This window comes from Sphingomonas lacusdianchii (assembly GCF_022664395.1).
GTDB lineage: Bacteria > Pseudomonadota > Alphaproteobacteria > Sphingomonadales > Sphingomonadaceae > Sphingomonas > Sphingomonas lacusdianchii.
The window spans coordinates 1-17,059 of the sequence record NZ_JAKRET010000026.1; the positions used below are offsets into that span (position 1 = coordinate 1).

The 17,059-nt window shown below is 65.6% G+C and carries 7 protein-coding genes and 1 pseudogene; 7 read left to right on the plus strand and 1 reads right to left on the minus strand.

Features of this window, described 5'->3' with window-relative positions:
• Positions 1-197, plus strand: a 197-nt coding sequence (locus tag MF607_RS20555) for a hypothetical protein (protein WP_242121993.1), incomplete at its 5' end; no start/stop codon positions are given.
• Between the two features lie 224 nt (positions 198-421).
• Here MF607_RS20555 and MF607_RS20560 read toward each other — a convergent pair.
• On the minus strand, positions 422-1,054 hold the full coding sequence (locus MF607_RS20560; protein WP_242121994.1) for a tyrosine-type recombinase/integrase: 633 nt from the start codon (positions 1,052-1,054) through the stop codon (positions 422-424).
• 253 nt (positions 1,055-1,307) lie between these two features.
• Between MF607_RS20560 and MF607_RS20565 the strand changes: the two are divergent.
• From MF607_RS20565 to MF607_RS20590, 6 genes and pseudogenes are all read left to right on the plus strand, one after another.
• Positions 1,308-1,523: pseudogene (locus MF607_RS20565) on the plus strand (transposase); the annotation flags it as partial.
• Positions 1,524-1,834: 311 nt separating this feature from the next.
• Entirely contained in the window at positions 1,835-2,182 is a 348-nt protein-coding gene (locus MF607_RS20570) for a hypothetical protein (protein WP_242121995.1), read from the plus strand.
• A gap of 169 nt (positions 2,183-2,351) precedes the next feature.
• Positions 2,352-4,025 carry a hypothetical protein gene (locus MF607_RS20575; protein WP_242121996.1) on the plus strand — a complete coding sequence of 558 codons (1,674 nt, stop codon included), beginning with the start codon at positions 2,352-2,354 and terminating at the stop codon, positions 4,023-4,025.
• Positions 4,022-5,260 carry a hypothetical protein gene (locus MF607_RS20580; protein WP_242121997.1) on the plus strand — a complete coding sequence of 413 codons (1,239 nt, stop codon included), beginning with the start codon at positions 4,022-4,024 and terminating at the stop codon, positions 5,258-5,260. Before MF607_RS20575 ends, MF607_RS20580 begins: the two co-directional genes overlap by 4 nt.
• A 9-nt stretch (positions 5,261-5,269) precedes the next feature.
• A complete protein-coding gene (locus MF607_RS20585; RefSeq protein ID WP_242121998.1) occupies positions 5,270-10,537 on the plus strand; it encodes a hypothetical protein in 5,268 nt (1,755 codons plus the stop codon).
• Positions 10,538-10,543: 6 nt separating this feature from the next.
• Positions 10,544-16,585 carry a hypothetical protein gene (locus MF607_RS20590; RefSeq protein ID WP_242121999.1) on the plus strand — a complete coding sequence of 2,014 codons (6,042 nt, stop codon included), beginning with the start codon at positions 10,544-10,546 and terminating at the stop codon, positions 16,583-16,585.
• Positions 16,586-17,059: the final 474 nt, after the last annotated feature.

The following is a 17,059-nucleotide window of genomic DNA, read 5'->3' on the forward strand; positions in this document are numbered from 1 at the left end:
GCTTCGCCAGGTCGATGGCGAGGATGTGGACGTCGGTCATCTGCTCCTCCTTCGCTTGGCACCTCCCGGTGCCGGTCCGGCATCATACGACGCCGCTCGAAGGGGGCATCCACCCCATCAGTTCAGACATTGCCCACCCGCTCACCGAGCGTCCGGCCGTGCTCAGCGAGTACCTCCAGGTGAAGCGGCAGCGCTGAAGGATGGGCTGCTTACGCTTGAGCTGGCCGGGAGATCCTGAAGAGATCAAGCCGCGGAAGATCGGCGATAGACGGCTCCGCGTAGCCGCGCCTGAGGAATTTGATCGCTATTCTTACGTCTGCTTTGCGGAATTTCCGGAGGGGCTCCCAGTGTCTTGAACGGGGCGCGTAGCCGCCCAGCGTTAGAGCGGCCCATCTCTAGCCAAGATGGGCCGCCCCGAGCGTCAGATCTCGGTACGCTCTGCAAGGATCAGGGCATCTTCGATGTCGACACCAAGATATCGAACGGTGTTCTCGATCTTCGTATGACCCAGCAGGATCTGGATCGCCCTCAGGTTGCCGGTGGCTTTGTAGATCATCGATGCTTTAGTGCGGCGAAGCGAATGCGTGCCGTACTCTTCACGCCGAAGTCCGACGGCAGTGACCCACTCGTCTACGAGCCTTTCATATTGGCGTGTGCTGAGGTGGCCGGCATGGTCGACGCGGCTTGGGAAGGCATAGTCGTGGACTGTGCCGCCACGACGCTCGAGCCAGGTGAGTAGGCTGGCCCGAACGTCGGCGGTCAGCTCAAACTGCACCGGCTTGCCTGTCTTCTGCTGGATGACGATGGCTCTGGTCCGGATGTCGGCTCCAGAAACGATGTCGCCGATCTTGATTTTAACCAAGTCGCAGCCGCGCAGCTTGCTGTCTATCGCTAGGTCGAACAGCGCCCTGTCGCGGAGGCGGCCCTCCCGATCCAGAAAGAAGCGTACAGCCCAGATTTGCTTCTGGGTCAGAGGTCGCTTCGTGCCGACCGTTTTGCCTGCGTTCCAAGCGGGCCGGCATTGCGCGGCAGGGTCATACTGTGAGTGTCCCATCGTTCCTCTCCACGGCCGTCATTGGCCACGGATTGAACCGCCCAAAGATGGTAGCCGGGACTCGACCGCTTCCGACCCACTTCCCGCCGTTTAGCTTGACGCAGCGCTTTCCCGAAACCGGCCGTTTGTTCATCTTGCTCCCGGGCGGACACCGAGGTGACCGAAACTGGGACATCGCTCCCATTCAGTGGCGCCACTTGAAGGGCCGCTCCTGACAAAACCTGCCGTCGGCGCCGAACTGGGGGTCGTCACGCTGGAAGAAAAGGGCATCAAGCCCTGCATCCCGGGCCGGAGATCGCGCAACGAGCCCGTCAAATACGACAAACGCCGCTACAGGCGCCGCAACCGGATCGAGATCATGTTTGGCCGTCTGAAGGACTGGCGCAGCGTCGCCACCCGCTACGACCGATGCCCAGCCGCCTTCTTATCGGCGATTGCACTCGCTGCCACCGTCATCTTCTGGCCCTGATCAGTGAGTCCTGACCTTAACAAGTCAGATGCCGCCGAGCTTTTTCGGCGGTGTTCTGCCGATTGCGGAAATCACGAAAAAAACTCAACGATCTCGACGCACACATTGACTAGGCCGAAAAAGAGCGGGGATTGAATCAAAAAAAAGAGCGAGTGTGTCTTTCCTTTACGGCCCGGACATGATCTTATCATGCACGGTCGCGAGTGATCCGCGAAGCCTTTGCGTCGCGTAGTATCGCGTTCACCAGCGTTAGTCCATCACGCAACAATGGGGGATTGCATGAGCCTTCGGGTCGGTGAACCTGGCGATAGTTGGGCGAGCGTCTCGCCAAGCTCATTCCTGGCGAAGCCTTGGCGCTCTACGGAGCGGGCAGCGCTATTGTACCCGATAACCAGAATTGGGGCTTGTGGTTTCTGTCAGCGGCGTGCCTCGGCTTCACGATCGCGCTGCGTTGGAAGATCACCGCCGAGAACGGAAAGCCTGCGCAGTTCCGGAGCGTGATGATCGCCGCTGTCTCTTTCATCCTGTGGGTGATCGCGCTCGACTTCCCTGCAGGACCGATCAACTGGCCGGACAACCTTACTTGGCTGCCGGCCTTGTTGGCGTTGCTATGGGCCACAATCGTGCCGGTTTTCTACAAGGGCGATCAAAAGGTCTGACGATCAGAGCGGGCATCGACCCGCAGTCACCAAAAAAGCACCAGAGCGCAGGCGGGAGAACCCGGTGGGCATCGAGAAAAACTTCGACAGCACGACGCTTTCGACAGGCCAGGCTGAGCGGTGCCAACTGCGCTGCCGCATGCCGGCGGGCTGTGTCGGCTGAACCTTCATGGCAGACTATGATCTCCGTCTTGGTGACGATGATGCTACTAAGAAATGGGGTGGCAAGGTCCGTGCCGGCGAACCTCTGTCTGACTTCGTCGCCCGGCTTCGACACGATCTCATCGAACTCGGCTTCCGCCTTGCCGCGCAGGAGAAAGGTTATGGGGATCCCACCGGGAAGTTCGGATATTGGACCGCCATGGCGCTGCGGGAGTTCCAATATTATGCGCGCCAGTCCAATGTAGCGGTGGACCCGGCCGGGACGCACGCCGTCTTTGACTATGTCAGCGCGGCCAAGCACCCAGCCGATCGCTACGCCATCGACAAGCCTGTTTCGGGGGTCGCCAATGCCGAAACAAGGCGGCTGATCGGCATATGGAAGGCGAACAAATGGCGCTGTCCGGTGGTGATCTGTGAGTTCTCGCAGCGCCCCGAGCTCCAGGCCGGCACCTTTGCCGATCTGAAAAAAGCCAAGGCGTTGATGGTCACGGCCAATCTGTGGGCCCGCTTCGACCATAAGGCCGGTCAGAATATCGCCCTGGCGCTCGAGTTCACCGAGGTCGCCAACGCGCCACCCAAGGTAGAGGTCATCGGGACGGCTTATGACCCGGTCAAGAATCGCACCGGCTTCATCGGAGGCCCAACCTGCGGGCCACCACAATCCGACAAGGATGCCGGAATCACCGCTGAACGGCTGATCGGCAAGGCGGCCCCGACCCCCTCTGAACTGTCCAGCTTCAAGGTCATCACCGCCGTCTCGCGCTACGAGACCTCCAACCGCTTCGATGCCGTCAACGGGTGGGACGCCCAGATCCTCTCCTTCGGTCTGTATCAGTTCGCCCTGACCCCGGCGGACGATAAGCCGGCCGCGGCCGAGCTTCCCGGCTTCCTCTCCATGCTCGAGGCGGGATCAGCCGACGAGCGCGCCGCCGCCAAACGCTATTTCGGCGACCTGGGACTGCGCGCCGAAACCCCGTGGGCGACCTTGAAAACCAGGCCCAATGCCAGTCTTCGAACCTATCTGTCGATGCTCGAGTTCCAGGGCCCGCAGCTCGCCAGCCACAGCAGCGATCCGGCCTTCGATGAGACGCGCTACCGCAGTTGGGGCGCCGAAAAACAAGCGCGCGAGCCGCTCCGGCAATGGCACCTGTTCCGAAGGCTCGTCCTGGCTGGACGGCAATCGCCAGCTGTCCGGACCGCCCTGTGGAGCTATTGCCGCCTGCGTATCCGGAACCTGCTCGACGGTCCTTGGGGGCCGATGCCGGCAGGCTATCAATGGCCGGCCGACGTCAAGCTGGGCGCTCTGTTCAGGTCCGAGACCGCGGTCGCGGTTCTGCTCCGCGCGCATGTCCGCACGCCCCGCCTCTATTTCGTCACGGACGCGGCGGGCAAGACAGTCGCGCGCGACTGGCTTAAGGATGCGATCAAGGCCTTCGCCTATCCGGACAAGACTAAGCCACCGGCCCAGTGGGTTCTCGATGCCACGCTGGAACAGGCCCTGCTCACCACCATCGTCGACCACATGGCCGACTACAGCCGGATCAAGAATGGCAAGGAAGAGAAGTTCGTGCCTGCGGACACGATCAGCCAATGCCGCAAGCTGATCGCGCGCAGCAGCCCGCCTTCACCGCAGGATCTGAGCCTCGCCCGCACCTTTGCCCTCGACACCACGGGATTGTGACCATGCCATCCAGGCGCTCCCTCGCAGCACTGTCCCTCAGCGCCGCGGCGCTGCTCGCCGGCTGCACCAGCCTCCCACTCGCCGGCCCCATCCCGCTAGACGGCAGCCGCCCGGAGAAACTCGACGAGGAGAAGTTGGTCCTGCGGCCCGGCATGGTCCTGTATGTCGCCACACCGACCTGGGGTCCGACCCTAGACCCGCCGTTTCTCAAGGCCTTCAGCCCGGGCTCGGTCGACCTGGACATCCCCCTTGCCGTCGGGGGCCGGCAGCCGCAGCTGGCCGGCTTCCTGCGCGTGCCGATCCGCGAGGTCGATCCGGCCTCGCATCTGACCGACGAGGAGCTGCTCTTTCTCGGCACGATCCTCTCGCTGCAGCGGCTCGCCTATTTCGGCTCGACAACCCCGGCCGATCCTTCGGACGTCCAGGAACCCTGGCGCCGGGCGCTCACCGAGCCGGGCGATCGGGCCGCCTTGTGGACGGCGCTGATCGACAGCCTCGCACTGCAACGCCACCCGGTCGTGGGGGGCCGCGCGGTGATGTTCCTGCGGCTGACACCTTCGCGCTTCTGCCAGGCCCTCGACCGATCCGGCCGGAAGGCCCTTGCGGCATTGGCGCGCGCCGGGCTGTTCAAGGAGGGCTGTTCGGGAGATGAGGGTGACTATGTCGAGGCGTTCGCGCTCGGCAACCCGCCCGGAGATGAATATGATCCGCTCGCGGCGATGACGGCGAAAGGCGATCGGAACCCGATCGCCGAAACCGACATCGCCGGACGCACCCTCAACCAATATTTCCTGGGAGCCCCCCAATTCGCCCCGGCCTCGTTCGTCCGCGCCGAGATCGGCGGGATCCGCTTGCGCGAACCCGGCCGCTCCGAGAGCCAATGGTCGCTGGCGGAATGGGAAAGCTCCAAAATCTGCAGCGGGACGATCGACAGCGTGAGCTTTCCGGGCAGTCCGCTGCGCTTCCGCATCGTTCCTGATCAGGACGACCCTTCCGCCCATTCGGATCGACCGAACCACAAGGTGGTCGAAGCATGGCGTGACGGCGCGCCGACCCGAACCTTGGCCCTGCTCGACGACAAGGGCAAAGAGGTGCCCGACGGCAAGCCCGGCCGCCTCATTCTCGATGCGAGGCTCGCCAGATCCGACCTGGCGCGACTGAACGCTCGCGACATCACCCATATCCGATGGTCGGGCGGCCCGTCCGGCCGGCACGCGGTCGACTGCGGCAAATAGGAGACGCTCATGGCCGACTATGCGCTCGACCTGTTCGGCATGAAGGTTAAGGCTACGGCGGGTGCCACCGTCGTGCTGCCGGCTGCGGGCGGCCTTGCGAACAGCGTCGCGCTGACCCTGACGACCGGCGCCAACCCGACGCTGAAGGTGGGGCTCGACGGAAACTTCCCGTTCGCGCCGCGGATCAAAGCAGTGGTGACCTTCGCCGTTACTCTCGCCCATGGCGAGATCAACCTGCAGCAGGTGGTGACCGCCCAGGCCGGCAACAAGGCTGACATCGTCAAGCTCGACTTTGCCGAGCATGACCCGGCCGATCCCGCAAAGCGCGTCACCATCACCCTCGACCAGCCCGCCGACTTCGCGGTTGATCCGCAATTCGGCCTCCGGATGCGCGCCGCACAGACGACCCAGCTCAAGGCCGCGATCCTCGCCTTCGACGATTTCGACACGCTGCTCCAAGCGCTCGCTCCCTCGGGCAATGCCAAGGCCTGGTTCACCTTCGATTTCCGCCCCGATGAGGGCGCCCTGGCCGCGGCGGTCTACGGCATCGAAGGCGATGCCCAATATCGCCTCGGCGACCATGCGCCGGGGCCCGCCCGGCAGATGCTGACCCTGGCGCGGCTCGACAAGGCGATCGTTGGCGGCGCGGGGCGCTGGCGGCAATGGCTGGTGCCCAAACACCATCATCTCCTCATCGGTTCGGACCCGCTGCAAAAATCGGCGCTGGTCGCGAGCCCGGTCCTCTACCAGTTCGCGCTCGCCAATGGCGCGCTCGTCCTCGAGAAGGCCGGACAGCCTGGCGAGATTCGCAGACAGCGGACATGGCGCGGCAATGGTGACGGCCATCCCCCCGCGCTGCTCGCCTTCCGCATGACCGACGAGCATGGATTGCCCATCGCGCTCACCGCGGACGACCCCTTTCATATCGGCGCGCGCAAGGGCCCGGCCGGCCAGAGCGCCGACGCCGCGGTTCTCACCACCACGCAGCGCGGCACCCCGATGCCGGTCGAAATCAAGGGGATCGCGATCGACGCGCTGAGCGAGGATCGCCTCCTCGGGCTCGACAGCAGTGCGCCGATGTGGCTGACCGACAGCGGCGTGCCGATCGGGAAAGCCGCGCCGGTCGAACTCCATGGCCTCGCGCGTGGCCTGCGGATGAAGCGCACCGGCAGCGCCAAGGCGGTCGCATGGAAGGCCAGTCTCACCACCGAAGCGATCCAGCCCCGCGCAGGACCGCCCACCTTTGAATATGCCGAGCTCCATCTCGAGGCGCCGGCCGACTGGGATGTCGCGCTGCAGATGCCCGAGCAGAGCCTGCATGCGGGCGCCGACCGTGTGCTGCGCGCCGATATCGTCGAACGCCAGGCAACGATCACCGCCGGGAACACGCTGCGTCTCCCGCTGATGGACATCGGCTGGAGCCTGACCAATCTCCTGCCGGAAAAGCAGGGCACGCCCGTAGGCGCCTTCGTCAGCCCGACGATCAGTGACATCTTTGACCGGCTCGAAGCGCTCGATAAACAGTTCACCGATCCCGCCCGGCGCATCGTCGATCCGCCGCAGCTCCCGACCGCGGACTTCGGCCATGTCGGCGGCGCCCGCGCTATGACCAAGGCCGCGCCCGACTTCACCACCGTCTTTTCCGGCATTTCGCTGTCGGCGCGCTCGCTCGACCAGACCGCGCTTCCGCAACCCCGGCTGATGGCGGGCGCCCCCGCCGCGCCCCTGCTGGCCGGCAAAGGTCCGGTAGGTACCCTCCGATATCTCGTCGAACCCGACGAAAGCCTCCAATATCTCCATGGCGGCGACTCCGATCCGGGCACGTTCCAGGCGATCGACGCGAAGATGGAGGCCGATGCGGGTGCCGGCCCCCTCTACACGCGCTTCGCCCAATACTGGCTCGCGCCCGCCACCCAGGAGCAGCGCGACTTCATCGCGGCGCTGCGCGAAAAACTGCAGCTCGACTTCGTGCCTCTCGCAAAATTGAGCGACCTCACCACGCTGCCGGCCGCCGCACTCGAGCGAGCCGCGGGGCTGGGGGAACTGCTCGCCGGCGATGTGCTGCCCCGGCTTTTTCCGCAGCATGCCGGGCAGCTCGTCACGCTGTCGGCCTGGCTGAGGCTGACGCCGCCCGACGAGATCGTCGCCGAGATCGCTGACTTCTTCGATGCGCCCGATGAATGGGACGAGGCCTTCGCGCTGGTCGCGCGCTGGTTCCTGACCCCGCCCGATCAGGAGCTGTTCCGCCGCCTCGTCAGCCTCTTCGACGGCAATCGCGACTGGCTCGATGAAAATTTTCCCGGTCAGGCGATAGCCATGGCCCAGGCGCTGTTCGGCGCGATGCCCAGTCTCGACATCGCGCCGCTGGGTGGCTTCCTGAACGCCATCAAGGAGGGCGCTTCCGCCGAGTTCGCGTTGCTCCAGGCGATCTGGAAGGCGAAGGGCCAGGCCGCGATCGCCGCGATCCTCTCCGACCTCGGCCTGCCGACCGGTGCCGCAGAGCGCATCGACGCGCTGCTGGGCGCGCTGCGCGCCGCCCTCGGGCCGGTGCTCACTGCCGACATCTTCGCACGGCTGCTCGAACGCCCCGGCGACGCCCAGGCGATCCTGGACATGCTGCGCCAGGATTTCAGGCGCGCGATCGCCCGCCTCGCCGATATCCCGACCGAGCCGCCCGAATATGTCGTGATCAGCCGGCGGATCGGCGCGCAGCCCAGCCCCGCGACCGGGCGGCTGTGGAACCATCTGTTCGATTTCTGCCGCCAGGGCTCGACCCCCTGGCTGTTCTTTCTCGACGCCGACACCAGCCTGATCGTCAAGACCGGCACCCGCCGCTCGCTCGCCGCCATGCTGCGCGAGATCCAGCAGGGCTATGCGGGGGAGGGTCGCTCCAACCCGCTGATGGTCCCCGACGGCGACCTCGACGCCTATCTTGCGCTGATCGCGCCCGATGTCCGCGACGACCCCGCCTGGGTCGGCATCTTCATCGTCCGGCCGACCGTCGATCTGACGCAGGATGCCGTGGTCAACACGATGACCGGGCTTGCCGCGATCGAGGCGCTTTACATCGCACTGGGTGGCACCAAACCGCCTTGGGACCAGGGTGGCCCGGCGCTCGATGTCACCGCGCGGATCCGCAAGGCGGCGAACGCACCCGACATCGCAGAGGAGAAATCCTTGCGCGATGCGGACCTGACCCTGGTCAAGTTCGATGTGACGGTCCGCAACACCAAGGTGGCCGAGGGCGAGATCAGCTGCCTGCTCAAGCTCGTCGACATGTTCGGGACCAAGGACACCAACAAGGAGATGCTGATCAAGGCGGTGGTGCCGCCGGCCAAGGTCAGCGACCCATCGCGCAGCTTCGAATTTGGCTGCTATTTCCAGCAACCGCTCACCGTCGAGATCAACCAGCTCTTCGTCGAATCCTTCGCCTTCCGCTCGCTGAAAGCCGTCCGCCATGGCGGCGATGTCGCGATCGACATCGATGCCGACGTCAAGCTCCAGCAGGGTGGGCTGCCGGTGGCGCTGGGCGACAATCCGCTGATCAAGCTCCAGGGCTTCCGGATCCGCCTGCCCAGGCCTGGGCCCACCAGCCTGCGGATGGGGACCGCCCGGTCGGTCGGCTTCGACTTTCCCGCGCTCTCGATCGCGCTGCCGTCGGCGCGCACTCTCAACCTCTCCGGGATCGACATCATCCCGACGGGTCTCGGCTTCCTGCGCAAGACCGCGAACGAGGCATCGGAAGCGCTCCGCGATCTGCAGAAGCGGTTCACGAGCGTGGAGATACCCGGATTCAAATTCGACCTGAAAAGCCTGTCCGAGGTCAAGGACTTCACGCTGCCGACGGTGACGTTGACACTCGACCTGGGCAAGCTACCGGGCCTGAGCGGCAGCGGCCGGTTCAAGCTCGACGTGCTGATCGGCGTGCCGGTCTATGACGGGAAGCCGGCGTTCAACGAGCTGTTCGTCGGCATCGGCGGCTTCGAAGCCGACCATCTGTCGATCGACCTGTTCCGGATCATCACCCTCGAAATCGAGAAGCTGATCTTCGCCCAGGATTATATGTCGGGCTTGAAGGCGGCCAGCCGCAAGAAGACCGGCCTACTGATGGCCGACAATATCCGGCTGAAGATCCTCGACTGGTCGCCGCTTGCCGATGGCGACAAGCTCAGCTTCGCCTATATGAACTATGCCAACCCCAAGGGCGGCGAAGACAAGTCCTGGCTGGTCAGCCTGCTGCGCAAGGGCGACCCCGACAAGTTCCTCAACATCTACGGCCTGCTCCTTGCCAAGGGGATGCGCTTCGAGCAGGGCATCTACGACTTCCTGCTCGGCAAGATGGACACGGCCGAGAGCGTGCTTCCCCAGCTCATCGACCAGCCAAACAAGGCCGTGAAGGCCGATCTCGCCGGCAACACGCCCTGGCTCCTCGCGATCACCTTCGGGCTGAAGGAGATCCTCGATAAGTGCGCGCTCGTCATGCAGGACGGCGCTTATTATGGCATCCGGCTGTCGGCACCCTGGATCAAGCCGGTCTTCGACGCGGATTCGATCTCGCTCGCCTATATCCCGGGCCCGACCCGCACCCAGGACAAATTCCGGGTCGCGCTCACCATCCCCAAGCTCGCGCTCATCGCCAATATGCGCTCAGGCGAGATCGCGCTCGAATGGGGGGTCAACCAGGACTTCCTGATCGACGTCGGTTTCCCGTGGCGTGACGCGCTCGGCTATAACTGGTTCCGCGCCTTCAGCATCCCGGCCGGCACCTATGAGGTGAAATTCGGCTTCTACGTCCAGAAGCGCAGCCATGTCGCCGCGACCGGCAAGGAGATGACCCTCGCCGCGGGTTTCGCGCTCTATGTCGGCTATTTCTTCGGGACCGGAAACGGCGTCGCCTGGGTGCGCGCCGGCATCGGCGTGTTCGCGGTGCTCGAAGCGGCGCTGACCTTCGACATGTCGGCCCGAGTCAAGGGGATCGGCGACCTGCCCAAGGTGGTCAAGCGGGTCGAGATCTCGGGCGCGATCGGCATCTTCGCTTATGGCGAGGGCGGCATCGACATCTGGGTGCTATCGGCGCGCTTCAGGGTCTCGGCCCAGGCCTCGGTCACCTGCTTCATCGTCGTCATGCGCGGCCAGCCGACGGCGCTTAGCTATCAGGCGGTCATGTCCGTTGCCTATTCGGGCTCGGTCAAGATAGGCTCGGGCTGGTTCAGCTGGACCTTCCGCGTCTCTGGTCAACTCGCCGTGCCCGTGTCGGGCCGGCTGCTGCTCGGATAACCCTTCATGGCCGCCATCCTCATCGCCCTCGATCTGTTCAGTCCGGGCGCCATCAACCAGCAGGGCCCGGTTGGCTTCCAGCGCAGCCTGAGCAAGGAGGCCGATACCGACGATCTGTTCCTCGTCCTGAAACCAATGCTGCTCTGGGGCAACAGCCCGCTCGGCAATTTGCCCGAAGCTTTATGGCGCCACGCCAGCCTCAACCAATATTTCAGCGAGCCCGGACCCACGCTCGGCGCGCCAGGCTTTCCAGCGATCATCGCCAATAAGGGATTAATCCAGCGGGCGGGCTGGCCGTCCGACAAGGACTGGCAGACGGCCGGCGTCCCGGTGCCCTTTCCGCCCGGCACCAGCTTCGACATCGAGCTCGAGATCAAGACGGCGGCCGGTTTGAAGAGCTGGCGCTATCAGGGCGCGATCCCGGGCTTTGCGCTCGGCACCGACCCGCTAGTCGGCGATCCAGCGCTCGCCGCTCCGCGCGCGCTCTGGCCCGATATCGCGACCTCGTCCTTCATTCGGCCCAGGATCGAGCAGTTCGCCGCGCTGAACGAGGCCCAGCAATCCGACGTCCTCGACTGGCTGATCGCTGCCATCGCCGCTCTGCGCCAGGCGCCTGCGGCAAATCTTACCACGTATCAGGCGCGGCTGAAGGCGCAGGAGATCGCGCCCGAGCCCATATTCAACGCGCCCGACATCGACGATCAGGAAGAGCAGGTCGTCGCTTGGCGCGCGCATCTGAGCAAATCGAAGGGCGCGCTCGCCGGTCGCCTCTACACGCTGTTCATCAAGCCCGACCGCGAAGCCCTGGATGCCAAGGACAAGCTCAGGCTCGACCCGCCGATCTTCACCTATGACAGTGTGAACAAGCCGCCGATCGAGTCTATCTTTCCCGACATCGGCGGTAAGCCGGTGCGCGAGGCCTCCTATCATCATCTGCTGTGGCGGACGCTCAGCGAAAAGGTCGAGAGCGGCAGGGTCGACGACGACCAGCGCGTGGTCGAGGCGCTGCGCCGGTTGTTCGGCTTCGGGGAGAGGCTTCGCTGGATCAAGGCGCGGCGTGATCAGTCGCCAGACCGTTTCATGACGGTGGACGCGGACAGCGACCGCCTGGCCGGTGGGTTCGGCACCAACATGCATTCGCTGGCCGGGCAGATGTTTCGCCTGGGTGGGTTCGGCACCGACATCCAGGCGGTGACGATCAGGCGGTTCCTCCTCAACGGCGCCGACCCGATCTGGGATCCGACCGTGGACGCCGGGCCGACCGGCGATGCCGCCCATCAGCGGGCCGAGCGCGCGAAGCTCGGGGGGGTGATCGTCGCCTTCTCGCAACAGGCCGAGGCGGCCGCCGCCGACGGTTTCTCGGTCGAGCTCGCCCTTGATACCGCCAACCCCGACGGCCTCGTCTCCTTTCAGCCCAAACTCGGCGAACTCACCAAAGAGCCGCTGCTGCAAGGCTGGGAAATCCCGCCGGGCCTGCTCGACGCGGCAACCGCCGGCACGCGCATCCAGTCGCCGGTCGAGGCCGGTTCGCTGGTCGTCGCCATGCCCCAGCGCACCGGCCTCAGGACCACCGACCTGCTCGGCGGCACGCGGCTCGAGGTCGGCGACCGCCATCAGGGAAAGCTCCGGGTCCGGGTCCGCGTCATCCGCCGGGCCCGGTTCGGCGCCGGCCCGCCGGCAGGCGCGCCCTATATTTACGACGTCGCCATCGCCGAGCCGCTAGCCTCGCTCGAACGCGCGCTGGTCGACCGGCTTGCCGCAGGCGATACCGACGCCCGCACGCTCGAACTCTGGCTGCCGCAAAAGGATGGCTCGACCAAGGTGATCGCGCTCGCTGGGGCGGTCACCGGCCATCTGGCGAAGGACGGCTATCCGATGCCGCTGTTCCGGGTCACCGCCGACCCGGTGATCGCCGACATCGACAAGGCGATCTCTAATCTGCCTGCGGTCTTCACCCAGACCGATCCCGCCGGCCCCAGCGCCGGCTTCGCGCTTCATCTCGCGATCGGCAATCTGCGCAGGGACGAGCCGTTCAATATTCTGCCCCAGACCTTTGGCGACCGGCCGCTGATCGGGCTCACCGAGGTCTTCACATCGCGGGTCGGCCAGTCCGCCGACCGGCTGTGGCAGCGTTATGCGGCCAGATATGCGGTCGCCGGCCTCCCGCAGCCTGACCCGGCCAACCCGATCCACGACCAACTGCTCGGCTTCACCAAGCTGCGCCTGGCCCTGGCGCGGGGCGCCAGCTGGACGATGCTGACCTATCCCGATGCGCTGACACCGCTGCAGACCCCCGACGATGACGCTGCCGCCGACCCGGTCGGCAACCCGCTGGGGGCGGGGCCAAAACCCGACCCCGCCACCGCCCAGCAGGCCTTCGCGCTGGTCCACCATTTTGAGCGTGAGATCGACGAGCAGGGCGGCAGCGATGGCCCGCTCTCCCCCCGGACAAGGGAAGCGCTGCGCTACGCCTCGGTCATCGATCCCAAGGGCGCCGTCACGGTTGGCGGCTATGCCGAACATCAATATAGCTTGCGGCTTTCGCTCGCCAAGGCGATCGCGACGCCGCTGCTGCTCGCCCACGAGGTCCGCAATCCCGCCGATGCGCGCGCCGACCGGGTGCTCGACCCCGGCAAGGCGGCCCAGCAGCGCCAGACGCTCCATCTGCTCGGCTTCACCGCCGATCTCGACGCCGCGACCCTGACGCTCGATGTCAGCGCCGAGCATGTCCGCGCGCTGCTGAACGGCGTCTGGAACGCCGAGACCGAGCAGCGCGACACGGTCATCGACGGCTATCGCGCCCTCTACGAGCTGTTCGCCGAACTCGACCATGCGCTGGCCCGCGGCAAGGTCGTCTTCACCGCCCAGGTTTGGCATTTCGACAACCGCGCCGTCACCGGAGAAGCCTCGCCCTTCCTTGATTCGATGATGTGCCTGATGACCGGCACGCTGACCCTCACGGCACAACATGGCCTCGCCCAGGATCTGCAGAAGATCATCGATGCGCTGCTGGCCGCCGATTTCGCGACCTTCCAGACGCGCATCGACGCGGTCTGCTCGGGTGCGCTCGCGCTTCCCGCGATCCGGCCGGTCTCGCTGCTCGATGCGGCCTGGACCTGGTCGGGGACCGACCCCGCCAGCCCCGCCGACCCCCGCGAGCTCTCCTCCCGCGCCCATCTGTTGCGCCTCGGCTGCCGGATCGAGCGCCCGAGCGACCATGTAGTGCCCGAGAGCGCCGCCCGGGGCCGTTATCTGGCGCTGCCGCTGTCGGACGGATTGAAGGATCGAGCCTTCTGGCAACCGGCAGCGACCGCGACCGGCTATGAGGGACTGGCTGCCGCGGCGAAGAAGGAACTGACCCTGCAGCTGCAGGCGGGGAGCGCCCTGTTCGAACGCTTCGCCTGGATCGCCTGCCGCGACCGCTTCGCCAAGCGCGCGCCCGATAGCCGCGAGGCCCGCTTCGAGACCGCGCTGCGGCTCCAGTTCGGCGAAGCGACCCCGCACCTCCATGTCCCGATCTCGCAAATGCCCCAGGTCAACCGGGTCTGCGATCTCTACTACACCACCTATGGCTTCCTGCCGCTCGTCCGCCAGCGCTCGCTGCCCGATCCGATCGTCACCCTGGAATATGCCTTCTACCTGGTGGAGCTCACCCAGGCGATCCTTGACGGCACCGCCTTCGAGCGGCTCGAACTGAGCGATCCGGTTGCCGCTGCGGCCGGCGAGGAGATGCGCCGGCAGGTCGAGCTGCTGGCGGCCGGACCCGGCGGTCTTGCCGACCAGATCACCGATCTCCTGCTGCGGGTCGACGACCGCGAGGAGGTTATGCAGTTCCAGAAGGATCCGCTCTACACCAGGGTCGACGCGCTCATCCGGCGGGCGGAAAATCGTGATCCGGCCGACCTCGACGGCCCTTTGCCCGACGGCGAGCTGCGCCGTGCGCTGGTGCGCCGCTTCGCCACGCGCCCCGCCGATTTCGCGCGCCTGCGCGGTCTCGGCCTCGCGATCTTCGACCCCGACCGCTATGCGAGCGATCTCTATGGCCTGCGGATCAACAAGCGGATTCGCGAGGACCTCGCCGACCAGGCAGGCGATCTTCCGCGCAACGATGCCGATGAGTTTTCCGGCTTTGCGATCCTCCACCAGGACGACCCCAAAGCGCCCGGCAACCCGGTGCGCTTCCTGATCGATGCGCTCGACGAGGCATCCTATGATGCCGAGTTCACCATCGAGCAGAACCGCTACGTCGAGAAGGGCAAGCTCGTCCCCGATCACACCGATCCGACGCTGCTCGGGGCCGAGCGCCGGGTCGATGCGTCGGGCCAAAATTATGTCACCCTGCGCGGCGACGCCCAGGCGCGCACCGCCGAGGATGTCCTCGAAGCCGACCTCCCCGGCGCGACCTGGGAGCGGCGCTATCTTCCCGATGCCGCTTATGATCAATGGGCGACTGATCCGGTGACCGGGACCAAGGCCAAGCCGCGCCAGCTCGAAGCCAATGTCGTCCATTATAATCCGTCCTGGCGGGTCGCCGACGCGAAAGGGGGCAGGGTGGTCGCCTGGCAATATCTGCTGCCGTCGCGCCGTCCCCCGTCGCAGCCCGCGGTGCTCAACCCCAAGGCGGTGCTGAACAAGGGGCAGGCAAGCGACCTCGATCCGCGCACATCGCGCATCTGGCCCGCCGAGGGTGAGGATCCGGTGGCAAGCCTCTTCCAGAAGCGCGCCAGGGCGGCGCTGGCCGCCCGCGCCTCGGTCGCGGTCGACCTCGACGGCACGGAGGGTGCCGCCGACGCCCTGGCCCTCACCAAGCCGGCCGGCTTCGAGGCGGTCGAGAAGGATCTCGCTCGGCTCGGCGGCTGGCATTATCTCGATCGCACCCTCGCCCACCATTATTTCCTGGTCGACGCCGACCCCGACGCCAGTCCGGCCCAGCCGACCCAGAATGACGTGCTAGTGATCCAGACCGTCCAAGAGGACGCCGTGCCGGCCAGTGTCGTCACGACCAAGGCCGTCACCGATCTCACCCAGTCCAAGCTCTACCCCTGGTATTGGTGGGACCGGATGCGCCACAGCGGCCATGGGGTGCCGAGGCCGGCTGTAAAACCGACCGCAGCCGAGGTGGTCAGCGAACTCGCCCAGGCCTTCGACTATGACATCGCCGCCGGGCAGCGCGCCAACCGGCCCGACAACACCCTTCTCAACCCGGCACCCGCCGTCGACATGTCGCCCGACGCGGTCACCTTCGTGCCGCGATCGAAGGGCTCGGAGATTCTGCGCCGCGGCGCGGCAGGGGGCGACGCCCTCGGCCAGGTTGTCGCCTGCGAGATCCTTCTCGTCGAGGGGGAGGGCGTCGGGACCACGCCCTTCCGGCGCTATGCGGTGCGGGTCACGACTCTCGAATCCCCGTTCGAGCGGCGGCGCGTCCGGCTGCGGGTGCTGCGCAATTTCCGCGACATGGACGGCGATGCCGACAATGACATCGCCGAGGCCTTTCAAATGGCTTCGCCCCATTCGGAGTGGAGCGAGCTCGCCGACGGCAGACTCCGGCTGGCCGCGCGGGATTTCCTCGCCGCCAATGTCGCGCAGCCCGCCTGGGTGCTGGCCGCCCGGCCGACCCGCGCGCAGTGGGCGGCGATCGACATCGGCCTGCCCGATGGCGATCCCGCCCGGACCCTCGACTTCGGCCCGATGCTGCGCTCCGCGATCGACGCGGCCTCGCTGTTCGCCACCGGTCCGCGCTACTGGAGTGGCGACATTGCAACGGCCAAGCTCAAAATCTTCGGGATCGCGATCGACGGCGGCAGAGACGCCCATGTCATCCTCAAACCCGATGGCGATCGCGCCGAACGCCTCAATCGCCAAATCCTTATCGGCAACAGTTCGAGCGGTGCGGTGAGCTGGGCGGATGTCGACACACTAACCGCAAAGCTCGACCGCGGGCGGATCGTGTCCTCGCGCTTCGACCTCGCTTTCCACTGGGTCGACGAGGCTGGTAAATCGGTCATGGAACTCACCCTTCCCGTCCGCTTTGCGCCCGGTCCGCCCTGATGGCCTACACCTGCCAACAATGCTGAGTGAAGACTCCCAGTCCGAGGAACGGGTCCCCGGGCGATCGACGTCACCAAGTCATTGGCATGATGCACCATCCGACTTGTAGAATAGTCGTAGAGCCTTGATTCTAAATCAAACCTCATACCCCGACTGATCGTCTTTTCCTTGCGTCATACGTGGGTTCGATTACCGTTGCGTCGTCGAGCTCAGGTAGCAAGTGTTGAATTTCAGGCGAAAAAATCGACGAGGCCCATTCCGAGGTATCGCGGGAAAACAGATCGATCAGAAGCACAGCAAATCAATCGCTTAGCGCCTGAGTTCGAATCCCTCCCGCTCAATCAGTTCAAAGACAACCGGCAACTACTCACTTCAGTTGAGATGTGCGAGCACACTGCGGGATCCCCGTCTGCCACGGCTATGTCCGTTCCTAGCAAAAACTGCCGCTCATCTCCTATCTACGAATGAGCCATC